The organism is Parabacteroides sp. ZJ-118, assembly GCF_011038785.1.
Taxonomy (GTDB): domain Bacteria; phylum Bacteroidota; class Bacteroidia; order Bacteroidales; family Tannerellaceae; genus Parabacteroides.
The window spans coordinates 21,375-40,258 of record NZ_JAAKDT010000013.1 but is presented as its reverse complement, the minus strand read 5'-3'; the positions used below and the strand labels follow the sequence as shown (position 1 = coordinate 40,258).

13 protein-coding genes and 1 pseudogene are annotated in these 18,884 nt (G+C 55.0%); 10 read left to right on the top strand and 4 right to left on the bottom strand.

Annotated elements, in window-relative coordinates; translation table 11 throughout:
* Position 1: 1 nt before the first annotated feature.
* Positions 2 to 918, bottom strand: a pseudogene (locus tag G7Y39_RS05480) (dihydrodipicolinate synthase family protein).
* A 141-nt stretch (positions 919 to 1,059) separates the two neighbouring features.
* On the bottom strand, positions 1,060 to 2,268 hold the full coding sequence (locus G7Y39_RS05475; protein WP_165155850.1) for an ROK family transcriptional regulator: 1,209 nt from the start codon (positions 2,266 to 2,268) through the stop codon (positions 1,060 to 1,062).
* 276 nt (positions 2,269 to 2,544) lie between these two features.
* On the opposite strand from G7Y39_RS05475, the gene G7Y39_RS05470 reads away from it, so the two are divergent.
* Positions 2,545 to 3,702 (top strand): clostripain-related cysteine peptidase, encoded by a 1,158-nt coding sequence (locus G7Y39_RS05470; RefSeq protein WP_165155848.1) that lies wholly within the window; start codon positions 2,545 to 2,547, stop codon positions 3,700 to 3,702.
* 14 nt (positions 3,703 to 3,716) lie between these two features.
* Here the strand turns inward: G7Y39_RS05470 and G7Y39_RS05465 are convergent, their stop codons facing one another.
* Positions 3,717 to 5,825 (bottom strand): lamin tail domain-containing protein, encoded by a 2,109-nt coding sequence (locus G7Y39_RS05465; protein ID WP_165155846.1) that lies wholly within the window; start codon positions 5,823 to 5,825, stop codon positions 3,717 to 3,719.
* Between the two features lie 153 nt (positions 5,826 to 5,978).
* On the opposite strand from G7Y39_RS05465, the gene G7Y39_RS05460 reads away from it, so the two are divergent.
* The 7 genes from G7Y39_RS05460 (at position 5,979) to G7Y39_RS05430 (ending at position 15,287) form a co-directional block, all read left to right on the top strand.
* Positions 5,979 to 6,989, top strand: a complete 1,011-nt coding sequence (locus G7Y39_RS05460; protein WP_165155844.1) for an aspartate-semialdehyde dehydrogenase — start codon at positions 5,979 to 5,981, stop codon at positions 6,987 to 6,989.
* Between the two features lie 204 nt (positions 6,990 to 7,193).
* On the top strand, positions 7,194 to 8,255 hold the full coding sequence (locus G7Y39_RS05455; RefSeq protein ID WP_241159966.1) for a CehA/McbA family metallohydrolase: 1,062 nt from the start codon (positions 7,194 to 7,196) through the stop codon (positions 8,253 to 8,255).
* A gap of 80 nt (positions 8,256 to 8,335) precedes the next feature.
* Positions 8,336 to 9,160 carry an alpha/beta hydrolase family protein gene (locus tag G7Y39_RS05450; protein WP_165155842.1) on the top strand — a complete coding sequence of 275 codons (825 nt, stop codon included), beginning with the start codon at positions 8,336 to 8,338 and terminating at the stop codon, positions 9,158 to 9,160.
* Positions 9,161 to 9,278: 118 nt separating this feature from the next.
* A complete protein-coding gene (locus tag G7Y39_RS05445; protein WP_165155840.1) occupies positions 9,279 to 10,538 on the top strand; it encodes a 3-phosphoshikimate 1-carboxyvinyltransferase in 1,260 nt (419 codons plus the stop codon).
* Positions 10,539 to 10,542: 4 nt separating this feature from the next.
* Positions 10,543 to 10,962 carry a phospholipase gene (locus G7Y39_RS05440; RefSeq protein ID WP_165155838.1) on the top strand — a complete coding sequence of 140 codons (420 nt, stop codon included), beginning with the start codon at positions 10,543 to 10,545 and terminating at the stop codon, positions 10,960 to 10,962.
* A gap of 16 nt (positions 10,963 to 10,978) precedes the next feature.
* A complete protein-coding gene (locus G7Y39_RS05435; RefSeq protein WP_165155836.1) occupies positions 10,979 to 11,782 on the top strand; it encodes a metal ABC transporter permease in 804 nt (267 codons plus the stop codon).
* 7 nt (positions 11,783 to 11,789) lie between these two features.
* Complete coding sequence (locus G7Y39_RS05430; RefSeq protein ID WP_165155834.1) at positions 11,790 to 15,287, top strand: cell envelope integrity protein TolA; 3,498 nt, start codon at positions 11,790 to 11,792, stop codon at positions 15,285 to 15,287.
* Positions 15,288 to 15,470: 183 nt separating this feature from the next.
* Here G7Y39_RS05430 and hflX read toward each other — a convergent pair whose 3' ends face one another.
* Positions 15,471 to 16,685 (bottom strand): GTPase HflX, encoded by a 1,215-nt coding sequence (gene hflX, locus G7Y39_RS05425; RefSeq protein WP_165155832.1) that lies wholly within the window; start codon positions 16,683 to 16,685, stop codon positions 15,471 to 15,473.
* A 74-nt stretch (positions 16,686 to 16,759) separates the two neighbouring features.
* Between hflX and G7Y39_RS05420 the strand changes: the two genes are divergently transcribed.
* Complete coding sequence (locus G7Y39_RS05420) at positions 16,760 to 18,580, top strand: T9SS type A sorting domain-containing protein (RefSeq protein WP_165155830.1); 1,821 nt, start codon at positions 16,760 to 16,762, stop codon at positions 18,578 to 18,580.
* 49 nt (positions 18,581 to 18,629) lie between these two features.
* Positions 18,630 to 18,848 carry a hypothetical protein gene (locus G7Y39_RS05415; RefSeq protein ID WP_165155828.1) on the top strand — a complete coding sequence of 73 codons (219 nt, stop codon included), beginning with the start codon at positions 18,630 to 18,632 and terminating at the stop codon, positions 18,846 to 18,848.
* The last annotated feature ends 36 nt before the right edge of the window (positions 18,849 to 18,884 follow it).

Sequence of the window (18,884 nt, the reverse complement as noted above, 5' to 3'; positions counted from 1 at the left end):
CTCAGAATTTATTACATCTTTCAAAGAAATTGATAGCCTCTAATTCCGCTTTCATAGCGGCCTCTTCTTCGTCCGTCATATTCTGGAACGGGGTACGGTTCTTGCCAAGATCTAATCCGATCAATTTCATGATGCGTTTCCCTCCGACGATATTGCCGCGGTAATTACAGATAACGTTAATAACCTCTTGAGAGAAGTTTTGTTTCTCGCGAGCTGTCTCTAGGTCACCGACGGCCCAAGCCTCCAAGATGCCGGTTAACTCTTTTCCGTTATAGTTCGTGGTACCACCGATACCTCCTTGCGCTCCGCCCATCGCAAGGCAAGGAAGAATCGTCTCATCCTGCCCGTGCAACATATCGAACTTGCCGTTTTTGTACAAACGACACTGATTGTATTCGTATAGGCTCTCGTATGTATATTTGATACCGGCGAAATTAGGGATACGTCCGTCCACTGCTTTTAAGAGATCCAGCATGGGGAGGAAGGCATTGTTGAACGCAGGGATATGATAGTAGTAAAATGGCAAGGCCGGGGCGCCGCAAGCGATCTCCTCGCAATACTTTACCAATTCCTCGATTCGGCCGATACGAGGGAAAGGGGTAGCCATAGCGCCGATACCCCAAGCGCCGATCTGCTGGGCATGTTCCGCTAAATTACGGCTAGACTTAACGCATGTGCTACCTACGTGCACGATTACCTTAAAGCCTTCCGGAGCTGCTTCCATCCATCTCTCGGCCAGTTTCATGCGTTCTTCCTCTGTCAGCATGTAACCTTCTCCGGAAGAGCCATTGATGAATACGCCTTTCAGCCCGTTTTTCACAAGAAGTTTCGCATAAGCTTGATCGGCTCATAATTAACCTCCCCGTTCTCATGGAACGGAGTAAAGGGAGCATCGATCAGTCCTTTAATTTTATCCATACCTGCGTTGTTTTTATGAGTTTTAATCTCCGGTTTTAATTACGACGCAAATATAAATAAAAATGTTTTAATAATAAATCGATACTTTATCAAGAAAATGAACTAATTATCGGATTTTATTCAAATCCTTTGAAATACTTATTAAATCATGCCTAGAATTTTAGATCGAGATAACAGGCAGGCCCCCAATACACCGGCTCTTTCACCTAATTTGGATACTTTGATCTGGGTATCACGGGTTACCAAGTTTAAAGAGTATTTCCTAACGGCACTTTTAATCGGCAGACTTAGATATTCTCCCGTTTGCGACAAGGGCCCACCCAATACGACCAGTTCCGGATTGAAAATGTTCATCAATCCAGCTATTCCTTTACCCAGATTAAAACCGATCTCCTCCAAAATCTCAATGGATAACATATCCTCTTTGCGGATGGCATCGATCAAATCGGAGAGCCCGATGTATTCCCCGGCATCGATTTTACGGGCCAGTATGGTGTTGCTACCCTCTTTATACCGCTCAAGGAGAATCCGGTATAGGGCGGAGCCGGAAGCCCCGGTCTCGAGGCATCCTTTTTTACCGCAATGGCAAAGGATTTCATTCTCGAAGAAGCTGAAGTGCCCAAACTCTCCGGAGAAGCCTGATTTCCCGAAATAAACCTTTCCGTCTATGATGATACCGATACCCAATCCCCACGAGATATTGATGAACAGAATATTTTTTTCCCCTTTTACGACTCCTTGAAGATATTCGCCGTAAGTCATGGAACGGGTGTCATTCTCTATATAGATCTTCATATGTAGTTTCTCCTCAAGGATTTGAGACAAGGGCTTCTCCTCAAAGTAAAAAATGCTGTAGCTATATCCGGCGAAAGGATTTACCCGTCCGGATATATTAATGCCAACGCTTAATATCTTTTCCCTCGGGATCGGCAACGAGTTGATAAATCCATGGATACATTCGCAAAGACGATCCAAGGCGGCCGGTGTGTTTTCGAGTGTATAGGGCACATTTTGCTCAATGCGGATCTTGTCTCCTTTAAAATCCAATATGGCTAGATTCAGCTGGTCTTTCAGTATATCCACGCCCACAAAATACCCGGATACGGGATTGAGCCCGTAAATACTAGGCTTACGCCCTCCGCTAGTCTCTTGTTTTCCAAAGTCGAGTATATAACCGTCCTCTTGCAATTCGCTAATTAGCTTCGTGACGGTAGGGATACTGAGACTCATCTCTTTGCATACCTCCGCTATCGTAGCGTCTCCATTGGCCATGTAGTAATGTATGATCTTCTTTTTCAGAAGGCCACCGCGAGTATTGTCATCGGACGAGAGCAAGAACTTAGTTGTCATGGTGATACCTTTATTGAGTGATTCAGGCAAAGGTACGATAAGTTTTTTCAAAAACTAGGCGTGATAAAATAAATCTTTTTCATAAGGGAAAGCCAACGCGCGATCTTATCGCACCGGTACGAGGAGGCCGGAAAAATGACGCGCGGCGCACCGACTATGCGCCCGGACGGATACAGCCGCTTTACGACACGGCGCATAAGGATAAATCATCTTCCTTGTCCTTCCGTATATCAAGGAATTGTGATACCTTCGCGGGGTAAATCCAGTATATCACTTATGAAGGCTAACCATACCGTAATGTTCTTGCTGTCGCTCCTCTCGTTTGTCGCTTGCGACAAGGAGGAGGTCGTTATCCCTACCGCCGCCACCACCCGTACGGTCCTTGTCTATATCGCGGGGGATAATAGCCTGAGTGGATACGTGAGCCAAAACCTGAGAGCGATAAAGGAAGGGATTGAGCGAGAGGGACTGAACGACGGCAATTTGTTGATCTATACGGATGAGCAGAACGAGGTCCCTCGGCTTTTCCAGTTAAAGCTGGAGGCGGATACCGTCCGGCAGATCGTGCTCGAGACCTACGACCCAGACCAGAACTCGGCCTCTACCGAGACGCTGACGCGAATCCTCGACAAGGTACAAGGGGAATACCCGGCGGATGGCTACGGGTTGGTGCTGTGGAGCCACGGGACAGGTTGGCTGCCTTCGGATGTCTATCGCTATCTGCGTTCCTTCGGGCAAGACGGGAGGGACAATTTCATGGAGATCAATGATCTGTCCTCCGCTTTATCGAAGTACCATTTTGATTTTCTTTTGTTCGACGCTTGTTATATGTCGTGCGCCGAGGTCGCTTACGCGTTCCGGGGATGCACGGATTACATGATCGGCTCGCCCACGGAGATACAGGCTAAGGGTTTCCCCTATCAGACGATCATGGGGGATATGTTCGAGAAAGAGGCGGACGTGGTGGGGATGGCGACAAAGTTCTACGAATACTACAAGGATGACGACTATCCATACGCCACGATCTCCGTCATAAAAAGCGATGCGTTGGACGAACTGGTCGCGGCTTGCCGTACCCTATTCCAAGGCAAGACGGAACGCGACCTGTTCGCCGTGCCCGCCGGCGAGCTGCAGATCATGGAGTATTTGACGCCGGATTATCATGCCTTATACGATCTCGACGATTACGTGAGCCGCCTGGCCGCGGGGGAGCCCTACGACGCGTTCAAGCGGAGCCTGGAAAAGGCGGTGATTTACAAGGCGGCCACACCCAAGGCGATTTATGCCTACCCGTATCCGGGCGGGAGCTATCTGCCGATCCACACCTACAGTGGCCTATCCATATACGTCCCCCAAGAAGCCTTGCCCGAGCTGAACGAATGGTACAAGGATCTTGAGTGGTACAAGGATGTATATCCCATGATGTTGCCCTGATCCCGCGCGTGAACTTATCGCGCCAGAAACACCTCCTTATATCGTTTTACCTGTCCGCGGGGATGAGCGAGCTCCGCGTAGAAGATATAGACGCCCGTCCTCACCTTGGAGCCGTTCGCCGCACGGCCGTTCCAAGTCAGCTCACCTTCCGTCCCCAGCAAGTCCTGGTTTACCACCTCGCAGATACGCCTCCCGGAGGTATCAAATATCCAAGCCCTGCAGGTATAGCCGGCCTCATCCAGCCGGTAGGGGATGGCATATTCTTTCGTCGCCTCGGAGTAAACGGGCGGTTCTATGCCCGTGACCTCGCCTTCATCCGGCGTACTGTATTGGGAATTCCGGTAGCCGGGCGTACCGTATCCCGCCGGGGCCGAGGCCGAGGTCCAGTTCGCCTCGTCCTGCGTATCGCGATCCGGGTGGATCCGCTCCAAGGCGACCCCTTTCTCGTTTCTCACGGATGGCGCATGCCATTGGGCGGTATAGCGAACCTCGTCGATCACGGCCTCGTCGCCCGTACGGAACAGGACCAGCGTCGCGGAGGTATTTGCCAGAACCGGAAGTTTCAACTCCCGCAAGGCGCCGGGCGAGGCTATCAGATAAAAACCGCTCACGCCCTCTATCTTTTTCGTCAACAACACGTAATCCCGCGGCTCCAGCGAAGAGGTGATGGAAGACAACGGATAGCGCGCGCTCAATGTCCCATCCGCCCTGCGGGTAGCGATAGAGAGCCCGGCCAAGGGCAACGCCCGGTCCGAGCGATTGTACAGCTCGATATACTCACTCCCTTCCGGGTAGGGATTCGGCAGCAACTCATTGAAAACGATCTCACGGGGCAAAACGGCCGGGTGCGCGGGGAGGACCGGGTGCGCGGGGGCTCCCGGGCGATCCGGATCGTCCGGCCCGGCCGCCGGGGAGGAGTTCGCGGAGCCCGGCGTGCCACCTCGCTCATCCGTCGACAGGTAGAAGCCGGCGCCCGTGCGTTCCCAGGCGATGCCGGCTCTCGCCGGCTCATAGGCAACCCGGTCGATCTCCCTACCGGAAGGATCGAGGAGAGCCAGCTCCTTCCCCGCGTTTGCCAACGACGCGGGGAATTTATCCAGGGGCAGGGCTTGTCCCGGATCGTCGATCGCCAGCTCCCTGCCGGAGCGGTAGAGCACGACATACCCGCCCGCGTCCAGGAGCGAGGCGGTCAATACCGTAGGCTTGCCACCGTATACGAACGACCAGCCCGCCAACGCGACCGCCTTGTCGGTTGCGTTGTACAGCTCCACATACTCCGTCTCCGGGAAAGCCTGTTGCCCTTTCGGATCCGCCATCACCTCGTTGATGCGGATACCGCCGGCAGGGAGAGAGGGGGTATCCGCCGCCTCCGGCTCTGCGGGGAGATCCGGGACATCCGGCGCCTCGGGCTCTTCCGGCTCCGCGGGGAGATCCGGCGCTCCGGGCTCCTCGGGCGCGTGCGGCCTCTCCGGTTCGATCGAGATCGTATCGGACACGACGATGTAGTTGCACGCGAAGCCATTCACCCGCGTTTTCGTATAGCGGCACTCCAGACGGAGCGGCCCCCCTTCGCAGGAAGCGGAGACTCCGGACTCGCAACTCCCTATCCACACGAACCGATCCTCCTCCAGCACATACAAGTTCCAGGTCTCGCGATTCTCCAACGTAAGTCTCACCCTCAGGCTCACGGCTCCCGACAAGGCCGCGAGCGCCTCCTCGATCAAGATCCTCGGGCTCTTCTCCGTTTCGGCCTGCCTCCGGAACGTGATCGTTTGCTTGTTACTGCCGACCTGGACGTAGTAATCCGTTCTCGCGCCCGGCGTCCCCGGGTCATCGAGATAGACATGCAGCCGGATATGGTTCGGATCGGTTGGCTTGAAATCCATCCGGACCTCGAATTCCCACTCCATGGTGGGGGAATAAAAGAGGGGCGTCTCTATGGAGACGCGATTCCGCGCCGCGTCCGCGCGGGAGAGCAGCCAGCCCTCCCCGACCGCGAAGCCATCCAGGTCACCCGTCCACGGATTGGCTGACGCGACCTCCGGCCCCTGAAACGATTCTTTGAACTGAGGATAAACGCGAAGCGGAAGCAAAAGTGCGAGCATTACTAATAAATGTTTCATAGCTATCTGGTTTTCGTTATAAATTTATCTATCTTTGCGCCCTGACTACATACAATTGTAAATGAAAGGGGCTGAAAGGCCTACGAGCGGAAGCCCTTTCGCGTGGCAAAGTTACAACTATTTTATATGACTCAAATGAAATCAATGCTCAAAATGAAAGTAGCGATTGTTGGTGTAAGCGGGGCCGTGGGACAGGAGTTCCTGCGCGTACTCGACCAGAGAGATTTCCCGATGGACGAGCTGGTACTTTTCGGTTCCGCTCGCAGTGCCGGACGTGTTTATACCTTCCGTGGCAAACCGTATACCGTCAAGGAGCTGAAGCATAACGACGACTTCAAGGGGATCGATATCGCTTTTGTCTCGGCCGGAGGGGATACCTCCCGGGAGTTCGAGAAGACGATCACGAGACATGGCGCGGTGATGATCGACAACTCCAGCGCGTTCCGCATGGACGAGGATGTCCCCCTGGTCGTTCCGGAGGTAAACCCGGAGGATGCCTTGAACCGTCCGCGCGGCGTGATCGCCAACCCGAATTGCACGACGATCCAGATGGTCGTGGCGCTGAAGGCGATCGAGAAGCTGTCGCCGATCAAGCGCGTCCACGTATCCACGTACCAAGCCGCCAGCGGGGCGGGCGCCACCGCGATGGCCGAGTTGGTGAGACAATATGAGCAACTCCTGAAGGGCGAGGAGCCCACGGTAAAGAAATTCGCCTACCAACTGGCATACAACGTGATCCCTCACGTAGACGTATTCACGGAAAACGGCTACACGAAAGAGGAGATGAAGATGTATAACGAGACCCGCAAGATCATGCACTCGGATGTCGAGGTGAGCGCGACCTGCGTGCGCGTACCGGTCATGCGCGCGCACAGCGAGTCCATCTGGGTAGAGACCGCGCGTCCGGTCAGCGTGGAAGAGGCGCGCCAGGCGTTCGCCCGGGCCGAGGGCGTGGTGTTGCGAGATGACCCGGCGAGCAAGACGTATCCGATGCCGCTGTTCGCGGCGGACCACGATCCGGTATACGTAGGCCGTATCCGGAAGGACCTCAGCAACCCGAACGGCCTGACATTCTGGGCCGTGAGCGACCAGATCCGCAAGGGCGCCGCCCTGAACGCCGTGCAGATCGCCGAGTACCTGCTCAAGGTAGGCAACCTCGGCTGACAGACCTCGGCCGCGATACCCCCGTCGCACGGCGCGCGGAAGCGAGCGCCGCGGCAGGGCGACGGGCGCTCCCGGCCGAAAACCCTCGGAAACGACCGCCACGGCCGTAGCGACACCTCCCGAGGCCTCGGGCATGTCCGCCGGGGTTTGCGCGCAATTGAAAAACGCGTATATTCGCGAGCGACAAACATAAAATCAAACACAATGATGAAACAGATTGCTTTATGCCTGTTATTGGCCGGGACGTCCGTCGTCCAGGCGCAGATCCGGAACACGGAGGTGTACGAATTGCCCCATCTGGACAAATCGAACGAACGAAACGTGATCAACATCCCGGGATTCGGCAACTACGAGACCCTGAAGTGCGATTTTCACATCCACACGGTCTTCTCCGACGGCTTGGTATGGCCGGATATGCGGGTGCAGGAGGCCTGGCAGGAGGGACTGGACGCGATCGCGATCACGGACCACATCGAGTACCGCCCGAGGAAAGAGGTGCTGAAGGGCGACAGGAACGAATCCTACAAAATCGCGAAGAAGGCGGCGGACGCCAAGGGCTTCATCGTCATCCAAGGGACGGAGATCACCCGCAGCAAGCCCCTGGGCCATTTGAACGCCCTGTTCATACAGGATGCCGAGGCGATGGACGTGGAAGACCCGCTGAAAGCGATCGACGAGGCCAAACGGCAAGGCGCTTTCATCCTGTGGAACCATCCCGGCTGGCCGGACGACAAGTCTACGCTGTATCCGGTTCACGAGCAGCTGCTGAAGGCCGACAAGATCGACGGCATAGAGGTCTTCAACTACGCGGAATATTATCCGGCGGCGCTGGATTGGTGCGATCGCTACGGGAAGGCCTACATGGCGAACACGGACGCGCACGGTCTGGTCGCGAGCGTATACGGCTGGGGAGACAAGCTGATGCGGCCGCTCACCCTGGTGTTCGCCTCGGAGAGGAGCGAGCGAGGCATTCGCGACGCGCTGTCCGCAGGACGTACCGTCGCGTACTTTGACGGGAAGCTGGCCGGATCCCCGGAGCTTCTCGAGAAATTACTGAAAGCCTGCCTGTCGGTCCGCCCGATCGGAGACAACCGGCTGGAAGTGACCAACCGGTCAGACCTCTCGTTCGAGATGACGGGCGGAGGTGCCCTATACCGCTTCCCCGCCCGGAAAGTGGTCTTGATCGACAGGCCGAAAACGACGGCCTTCACGGTGGAGAACTGCCTCACGGGTAACAAGAAGCTGACGCTCTCTTTCCCCGAATAAACTTGTCTTTAACACGGCTCATCCCCCCGCGGCCCCCTCGGGGACAAGGCCTCGGGGGATGGCTCAAACGGTTTACAGATATGAATTGGATAAAAAAGGTGGCGGTAGCGTTGGCCGGTTTGCTACCGCTCGGTGTACAGGCGGCGAGGGTGGATACGTTGCGCGTGCAAAGCCCCTCGATGCGTAAAACCATAGAGGTAGTCGTGGTAAGCCCGGACGCGGCCGCGACGAAAGCCTGCCCGGCGATCTATCTGCTGCATGGCTACAGCGGCGACGCCCGCACATGGCTCGGCATCAAGCCGGACCTGCCCGAGATCGCCGACGAGAAGAGCCTCTTCTTCGTATGCCCGGACGGCGAGAACTCGTGGTACTGGGACAGCCCCTTGCACGCGGACGTACGCTACGAGACCTTCATCTCGAAGGAGCTGGTCGAAGCCATCGACGCCCGGTACAACACCGTGTCCGCTCGCGAGGGACGCGCGATCACCGGCCTGAGCATGGGCGGGCACGGCGCGATGTGGAACGCCCTCCGTCACGACGATGTCTTCTCCGCAGCGGGAAGCACGAGCGGCGGCATGGATATCCGCCCCTTCCCCGAGAATTGGGAGATGAGCCTGCAGATAGGTGCGAAGGCGGACTATCCGGAGAATTGGGAGACCCACACGGTCATCCACCTGGTCCCCACCTTGCGGAAAGGCCGGACCGCCCTGATCTTCGATTGCGGTGAGAGCGATTTCTTCCTGGAAGTGAACAAAAACTACCACGAGGCGTTATTGAGACAGGGTATCGACCACGACTTTATCACCCGCCCGGGTAACCACGACGCCCACTATTGGAACAATTCCATCGATTACCAGATCCTCTTCTTCCGGAAGCATTTCCTGAAGACGGGTACGCTGCCTTGACCACATCCGTGCACTCCCTGCGCCGGCGCGGGGAATGTACGCTTTCCTCCCGGGACATACGCCGTATCTCCGCTAATTTTCGTATTTTTGCCTCCCGAATCTTGAATATGTGAAGGCAATGAATTATCAGCTAAAAGCTCCGGATTCAGCGATCCGGACCACCGTAAAGCTTCCCGCTTCCAAAAGCATCAGCAACCGGGCATTGATCTTGAACGCGCTAAGTGATAGCCCGTACGACGTGGAGAACTTGTCCGATTGCGACGACACGAACCTGATGGTAAAGGCATTGAGCTCGAACGACCGGGATTTCGACGTAGGCGCGGCGGGCACGACGATGCGTTTCCTGACCGCTTTCCTCTCGAAGGTGGCGGGCGAATGGACGATCACGGGGAGCGAGCGCATGAAGAACCGTCCGATCAAGGTATTGGTGGATGCGCTGAACGCCCTGGGCGCCCGGATCGAGTACCTGGAGAGGGAGGGCTATCCCCCCTTGCGTATTTTCGGGAGCGCCCTGCGGGGCGGGGAGATCTCGCTGCCGGGAAATGTCAGCTCTCAATACATATCCGCCCTCTTGATGATCGCCCCGCTGACGGAACAGGGGGTTGCGTTGCGCCTGGAGGGCACCGTCATCTCCAGGCCCTATATCCATATCACCTTGCGATTGATGGAGCGGTATGGAGCGAGCGCCTCCTGGACGGGGCATACGATCCGGGTGCTCCCCGGGGCCTACCAGCCGGTTCGTCTCACCGTGGAGTCCGATTGGAGCGCCGCCTCTTATTGGTACGAGATCCTGGCGTTATCGAGAACGGCGGAGATCGAGTTGCTGGGCTTGCGCGAGAACAGCTTGCAGGGAGACGCCGCCGGGGCGAGGTTGTTCGCCCGGTTGGGCGTGAGCACCGCGTATACGAGCCGCGGGGTCGTGCTGAGGCATACCGGGACGGTCTGCGAGCGGCTGGTCCATGACTTCGTGAACGAGCCGGACCTGGCTCAAACCTTCGCGGTGACTTGTGCGCTATTGAACATCCCCTTCCGTTTCGCGGGACTGCGATCGTTGAGGATCAAGGAGACGGATCGGATCGAGGCATTGAAGCGGGAGCTCCGCAAGCTGGGTTATGTGCTGACAGACCGCGACGACAGTATCCTGGAATGGAACGGTGAGCGCGGGGAGCCGGAGCCGCGTCCGGTAATCGCCACCTACGAGGACCATCGGATGGCCCTGTCGTTCGCCCCCGCCGCCTTGGTACGTCCCGGGGGGATCGCGATCGCCCACCCGCAGGTGGTCAGCAAGAGTTATCCCCGTTATTGGGAAGATCTGAAGGCCGCCGGTTTCTCCATCAAGGAATCGGCTCTCTCATGTTCAACGCTCAACATTCCATGAAATTATGTGGTACATTGTCATAAGTCTTATCGTCCTGGGTGTCGTAGCCGCCATCGCTGGGTATTTCCGGGACAAGAAGCTCCGGAGGATGCTGGAACGGGGAGAGATCCCGGAGATCCCCGAGGCGCGGGAGATCCCGGAGGTTTGCTGCGGACAATATGAGACCTGCGAGCGGGACAGCTTGCTGGCCGCCGTCAGCCAGAAAATCGAATATTATAACGACGAGGAACTGGATCAGTTCCAAGGAATAGAGGCAGACGCTTACGACGAGGAGGCCATCGAGGCGTTCGGCGAGGTGCTTTATACCCTCCGGGAGACGGAGGTGGCCGGTTGGCTTCGCAGCCTGCAACTGCGAGGGATCCAATTGCCGGACGCCTTGAAGGATGAGGCCTTCTTGATCATCGGCGAACGCCGTACGCATTAATCGGGAGACAAATCATATGGATCTATTGCAATACACCTTTTTTCAGAACGCTTTGATCGGGAGCTTGCTGACCGCCATCGCCTGCGGCATGGTCGGGACCTATATCGTAGCCCGCCGGTTGGTATTTATCAGCGGAGGGATCACGCACGCCTCGTTCGGCGGCCTGGGCTTGGGATTTTACCTGGGAACGAACCCGATCGCGACGGCGATGCTGTTCGCGATCCTCTCCGCCTTCGGCGTGGAGTGGGCGAGCCGGACGCAAAACGTAAGGGAGGATTCCGCCATTGCGGGTGTATGGTCGCTGGGCATGGCTTTGGGCGTGATCTTCATTTTCCTTACCCCGGGATACGCCCCGAACCTCTCCGCATATCTGTTTGGCAACATATTGACGATCGCGACGGCCGATATCTTGTGGATCTTCGGGTTGGCCGCGGGGCTGATACTCCTGTTCTCCCTTTTTCTCCGCGAGATCGTCTACGTGGCGTTCGACCGCGACTTCGCCGTCACGCAAGGCCTGCCGGTAAAATGGATCGAGTATACGATGATGGGCTTTATCGCCCTGACCATCGTTCTCTCGATCCGGTTGGTAGGGGTCATGCTATTGATGAGCCTGCTGACCCTGCCGCAAATAACGGTGAACCTGTTCACCTCCGACTTCAAGAAGATCATGGGGGGAAGTATCGCGATCGGCTTCCTGGGCTGCCTCTCCGGACTGGTCCTTTCCTATTTCCTGAACGTGCCCTCCGGCGCGTTTATCATCCTGTTCCTGGTGGTCCTGTTTTTGGTCATGAAGGCAATAAAACCGTTGTTCCGGCGTTAATTAAGGGATGAAAAGGGGGCTTGGTTACATAGCGGCGTTATTGACGGTACTCTTGCTGGGGTCGTGCGGCACGAAGAAGAACACGAAGGCGAGCCGTCTTTATCATGCCTTTACCACTCGCTATAATATTTATTTCAACGGGAAGCAAGCGTTCGACGAGGCATTGAAAAACCAGCAGGACGGCTACAAGGAGAACTATTCCGAAAGGATCCACATGTATCCGATCAGTGCCCAGCCCAAAGACAAAGCCGAGCCGGGCGGCCCCTTCGACCGGACGATCGAGAAAAGCAACAAAGCCATCAAGCTACACTCCATAAAGGCGAAACCGGCCAAGAAACCAGGCTGGCGGAACGATCCCAAGCAACGCGCTTTCCAGGAACAAGAGGAGTATAACCCTTTTTTGAAGAATAGCTGGCTGATCCTGGGGCAGGCGCAATTCTACAACGCCGATTTCCTGCAAGCCTCCGCTACCTTTTCCTATATAGCCCGTCATTACGCGCGGGATGAGGAGGTTGCGGCCGAGGCCCGCTTGTGGCAAGCCCGCTGTTATTCCGAGATGGGCTGGTTCTATGAGTCCGAGGATATCCTGGACAAGATGAACAAGAACGGCATCCCGGCCGCTGCCTTGAAGCTATACGCGGCGGTGTATGCCGATTATTTGATCAAGAACGAGCGGCTCGAGGAGGCCATCCCGTATCTGAAGAGCGCCATCAAGGCGGAGAAAAACCGGAAACAACGTACCCGGATGAAATACCTCTTAGGACAAATCTACGCGGATCAGGCATTGGATGGCTTGGCTTACAAGACCTTCGGCGAGGTGGCCCGCTCGAATCCTCCGTATGAGCTGGAATTTGCCTCGCGTATCCGCCAGACGGAAGTATTCTCGGGCACGAACTACTCGAAAGTGGTGAGGATGCTGGAGCGGATGGCGAAAAACCAAAAGAATAAAGACTATCTGGATCAAGTATACTACGCCCTGGGAAACGTATACCTCAGCCGGGAGGATACGGTGAATGCCATAAAGAACTATCAGCTCGGCATCGACAAGAGCACGTTGAATGGGATGGATAAGGCGATCTGCCAGATAAAGCTGGGAGACATCTACTTCACGGCTCGGGATTACGTGAAGGCGCAACCCTGCTTCAGCGGAGCCTTGGCCGGGATCCGGAAGGAATACAAGGATTACGAGCGGGTCTCTAAATTGTCGGCGATCCTGGATGAGCTGGTCGTGCATGTAGAGGCGGTCCACCTTCAAGACAGCTTGCAAGCCTTGGCTAAATTGCCGGAAGCGGAGCGATTGGCGATTATCGATAAGAAGATCGAGGAGGTAAAGAAAGCGGAGGAGGAGGCGAAAGCCTTGGCCGAGCAGGAGGCTTATTTGGCCGAGCAGGAGGCGAAAGGCACGGGGATCGACCGCCCCGGTACGGAAACCAATGCGGTCGTCTTGCCGAACGCGGCCGGCGGGGCGTCGTTCTATTTCTACAATCCTCAGACCGTAGCGCAAGGGAAGACACAGTTCCAGCGTAAATGGGGACGTCGTCCGCTGGAAGATCACTGGCGCCGCCGTAAGAAGGAACTCTCTACCTTTGATGAGAATCCGGATGAGGAGATGCTGGCCGAGGGAGATTCCGCGCGGATGGCGGGGCCGGACGGTGAGCCGCTACCGACCGATTCGATCGGCGGTGAGCTGCCGGCTGTCGCCGTCGACGATCCGCATACGCGTGCGTATTACCTGCAGCAGCTGCCTTTCACGCAAGAGGATATAGATGCTTCCAACGTCATTATCATAGACGGCCTTTACCAGATGGCGATGATCTATAAGGATAAGTTGGAGGATATTCCCTTGTCTGTCGAGGCGTTCGAGAACCTGGAGCGTCGTTTCCCGGATCATGAGCACCGTCTGGAGAGCTATTATCAAGTCTATTTGATGGCCCTGAGAACCGGGGATACGGCTTTGGCCGATGCGTATAAGAATAAGCTGACGAGCGCCTTCCCGGAAAGCAATTACGCCGTGGCGATAGCGGACCCGGATTACGCGTACAACATCGGGATGATGGATGTGGTACAAGACTCGATCTACCAGGCTACCTACGACCGCTATCTGGCAAGCGACACGGCGTATGTCCGCGAGAGCTTCCGCTACGTGAGCGAGAAATACCCGTTGGCTACGTTGATGCCGAAATTCATGTTCCTGGACGCGCTATCCTATGTACAGGCCGGAGACGTGGAGGGCTTTAAGCATGCGTTGAGAGCGCTGGTCGAGAAGTATCCGGACGCGGATGTGACGGAACTGGCCGGAGAGATGCTGAAGGGCGTCCTCCGGGGACGCGCCTTGGTGCGGGGCGACGTGAAAGGGATGAGTTGGAACCTGCGATTCGGCCTGGGCGAGGATGGCGTGTTATCGGCCGAGGACTCGACCCGGGTATTTAGCCCGGAGCGGAACACGCCCTATCAGATGCTCTTGGTATATCCTACGGGTAGCGTCGATCCAAATCAGTTGCTATTCGCCGTCGCCGCCTATAACTTCGCGAACTTCATGGTGAAGGCGTTTGACTTGGCCCTGGAGCCGGCCGGCCCGATCAGTATGCTGGCGATCAAAGAATTTGTCAATCTCGACGAGGCCCTCCAATATTACAAGATGATATACGGCAAGGCGGGCTACGCGACGGCCTTGGACAAAGCGGTCGCCGTATTGCCGATCTCTGATGACAATTACGAGACCCTGATGCGCGGCAAGACCTTGGATGAATACATCACCTTCTTCGATGAGCGCTTCGGCGAGGAGTTGCCGGATCTGGCGGCCCGCTGGAAGGCCCGTATGGAGGCCGCCAAGGAAGAGGAGGCATCGGAAGAGGAGGCGATCGCGGAGGAAGAGGCCGAAGCGCCAGAGGAGGAGCAGCTGATGCAAGAACCTGTCCGACAACCCGGGATACAGCCTATGCCGGTCGCCCCCCCTGATACGATTGAGGCCCACACGTTTGACAAACCGGAAATCCAGTCGGCCGATACCCTCCTTCGCGGGGACACGGTCCCCGCTGTTCGGCCGGCGGCCGAGGATCAAGGCATGACCTTGAAAGAGATCCAAGAGATCCGTAAGCGGGAAGCCGCCGAGGAAGAAGCCCGTAAGGCTTTCGAGGCCCAGCGAAAGGCGGATCAGGAATTACGTGAGCAGAAGGCAAAAGAACAGGAAGAGCTTCTCAAGAAGCAAGCGGAGGAAGAACGCACCCTATTGAAGGCGAAAGCCGACTGGGAGAAACAGCAGAAAGCTGACCGCAAAGCCCAGCTGAAACAAGCGGAAGCCGACCGTAAGGCGAGACTGAAAGCCCGCGAGGAACTTCGCAAGGAGAAGGAGCGCGCCTATAAGCAACGCCTGAAACAGAAAGAAAAGGAGCGCAAGGAGAAAGAGCGTCTGTACAAGCAGAAGTTGAAAGCGAAAGAGAAAGCCCGCAAGGAGGCCTTACGGGAAAAGGAGAAGGCGGCAAGGGAGAGAAACAAGCGGCGCTGACGCAAGGGGACGGACGCATGGCCAAAAACGCATCTCGGATAACACGCCCGCCCTGGCCTCCCCCTACAGGAAGCATGGGCTACCCGCTGTTAGGCACGCAATACCCTCCACCAGCGTAGCACACCCTACTGCCTGCCGTTGGGCATACCATCCCGCGTAATAAATGTTAAAAACGATCGGTGATCACTCTTCTTCGTCGTATGGCTGAAAGAGGAAGTCATTGTAGGGGAAACGGGTGATATGGATCTGTTTGACCCGTTCGTACAACATCTCCTTCAACGCTTCTATGTTTGTACGTTCCTTGGCGGAGATAAAGACGCAATTGTCTCGCGACTTGCCCATCCACGTACGTCTCAGCTCATCCAGATCGATATTCTCGCGCATACGGGGGGTCAGGTCATCCTCCTCTTTCGGGACAAATGTGAATGCGTCCACCTTATTGAAAACCAAGATCATCGGTTTCTCGGTCTTATCGATCTCCGCCAACGTACGGTTCACGACCTCTATTTGCTCCTCGAAGGTAGGATGCGAGATATCCACAATATGTACCAGCAAATCCGCCTCCCTCACTTCATCCAAGGTCGATTTGAAGGATTCCACCAGCTCGGTCGGTAACTTGCGGATAAATCCGACCGTATCGGACAGCAAGAAAGGCAGGTTCCCGATAATCACCTTACGCACGGTCGTATCCAACGTAGCGAACAACTTATTCTCGGCGAAGACCTCGCTCTTGCTCAACAAGTTCATCAGGGTAGATTTGCCAACGTTCGTATATCCGACCAACGCGACACGCACCATCTTGCCCCGGTTCTTCCGTTGTACGCTTTTTTGCTTGTCAATCTCCACCAGCTCTTTCTTCAACCGCGATATCTTATCCAAGATAATACGTCTATCGGTCTCCAACTGGGTCTCACCCGGACCACGCATACCTACCCCGCCTCGCTGGCGCTCCAAGTGTGTCCACAGACGAGTCAATCGGGGCAACATGTATTTGTATTGCGCGAGCTCTACCTGTGTCTTCGCGTGGGCAGTCTGCGCACGACTGGCAAAAATATCCAGGATCAGGCTCGTGCGATCCAGGATTTTCACCTGCAACTCTTGCTCAATATTACGGAGCTGCTTCGGGCTCAGCTCATCATCAAAGATCACCAAGCCGATCTCGTTTTCTACCACATACTCCTTAATTTCCATCAACTTACCTGTCCCGACAAAAGTAACGGAATTCGGGTAATCCATCTTCTGGGTAAAACGCTTCATCGCCTCCACCCCCGCTGTATCAGCCAAAAAAGCCAACTCGTCCAGATATTCCTTCACTTTCCGTTCACTTTGCCCGGGGGTAACCAAACCCACCAAAACGGCTCTTTCGGTCTCTGCCTCAGATATAATAAAATCTTTCATGCCGCAAAGATATATGATTTCAATTATTTACGTACATTCGCGCATATATATTACAACTGTAAATCAACTTAGCTATGAGAAAGAGAATTGAACATCCATTCAGATGCGTTGTCGTTTGTACGGTATTCCTATTCGTACAACAATTGATCCGGTCACAAGTTTCAGATCCGTCCGCATGGGAGCGTTTTGTGCGAAGTGACGCGAATTTATCCATCCGGGATACGTTTCGGGTACAGACCTTCGCGGGATTGCCTTGCGATAACTGGAACTACACGACGACCGGAGATATTTCCATCGAAGATATATCGGATACTGAGATTCCAGATGACCACGTGCAGGGAGGGGGACACGGGACTCACGCCCTACGAATGCCCCTGGACACGAGAGTCGCCTTCGCGCATATCCCCTTGACGACCTATCAGGACGTAATCATCAGCGTTCGTAAAGGGGGCACTCATCTGGTAGAAGGCGAGAACATGAGAGCCAGGACCTATCGGCAAGGTGAGACAAGTTATCCCCTCCTGGTAATAGCCATAGGAGAGAGCGGCATCAATCCATTTAAAACCACGAATATACGAAATAATCCTCCGGGCTTGGATCTCATCACACCCGCCCCCGCCGCCAATACCCGGAACGGTTATTATTACGTAGACAGTGTCTACGCTCATGGAAGGATTCCTGCCTATTCTCTGTTTACCGGAGACGGCAATTGGAACGATGAGGAGCGCTGGAGCCACCTACCCGCCTACCGCCATCGCAACGCCTTGATCAACGGTAATATCTCCGTAAACACAACGACCAGCTGTAAGGATATCTTGATCGGCGATGGAAACGTCCGTATCTTACCAACCGGGAACCTATCCGCACACAACCTTACGATCTATCACGATGATGGTATCCTAGCGTCTTCCTCCACCCTGCGATCGTCCGGAACCATTAACATCACTGGGAAAATAACGATCAAGAAGACCTTCGCCCAAAAAGGCAAATGGTACTTTATCTCCTTCCCCTTCGATGTATTTGCCTCCGGCATAGACCCGGATTTCCAACTAGGTGACAACAAAAGCGATACAAACGGTAATTACTTTTACGTACAGGCCTACAACGGAGAAAAGCGAGCCAACTCGCAAAGCCTCTCCAACAACTGGGAAACCATACCCCAAACCATAATCCATACGTCCCAGCCCATCTTCAAGAAGAACAAGGGGTACCTGATCGCTATCGATGCCTCCGCCGATCGCCAGAACCTTCGTTTCTCCTCGGAGGTAGGTGATATCCCTGTGGATTTCGGGAAGAACGGTCAAGCCTCTGTTCCGGTAAGCATCAACAACCAAAGCCAGAACCAAGATCACAACGGCTGGTATCTGTGCGGTAATCCCCTACCGGCTCCTTTATCTCTCAACCAGATAGAATCGAACCCGGCTTTGGACGGATACATTTATGTATACGACGGCTCCACCTACCAATCCTACGCGATCGGCAGCGATTTCGCCATCCCTCCACTCTCTGCCTTCTTTATCAAAGCGAATAAAAGCACCAGCCTGTCTGTGCATAATACATCCGAACAACCGGCCAATTATAAATTATTATCAACGAGCGCACCCCTATCTTCCCTGACATCGGAACCTCAAGCCCGACAAGACCCCCCTGTTTCCAATCAGGCCTTTTCATTTCCGGGATTAAGCTATCATCTGAAGAACAAAACTTTATTCATTCACAATCTTCCATCCTCCGGTAAAGTCGAGCTGTTTACTCCGGCAGGCATATTGGTATTTACGCAAGCGGTACGGGCAGGGAATCCTATCCTCCCGATTCCCCTCCCCCAAGGTTTATATATCTTAATTATTCAAACCGGACCTTATCGGGCACAATACAAATGCGTTTTAACCCCCTAAAGCCCGAAGCAATCTTATATCTTTGCCCTGTCTTTAGAATAAAACGAATATGAAGAAGATCAACATCACCACAATTGCCTTACTTGTCTACCTAATTGCGATGAGTATCATCGGCTGGCCCGGCAATAACCCGGGTAACAGCTATACCGGATATTTCCTGATGATCGGTGCTACGCTCGTCATCATCATCCTGCTACGCTATCTGCAGGTCAAGCGTCTGAGGATGCGGGATAAGTGGAATAAAGACGATGATCCCGCCAAGCGATAAAGAAAGGGAGCCCGGCATCCCGTATAGATCCAAATG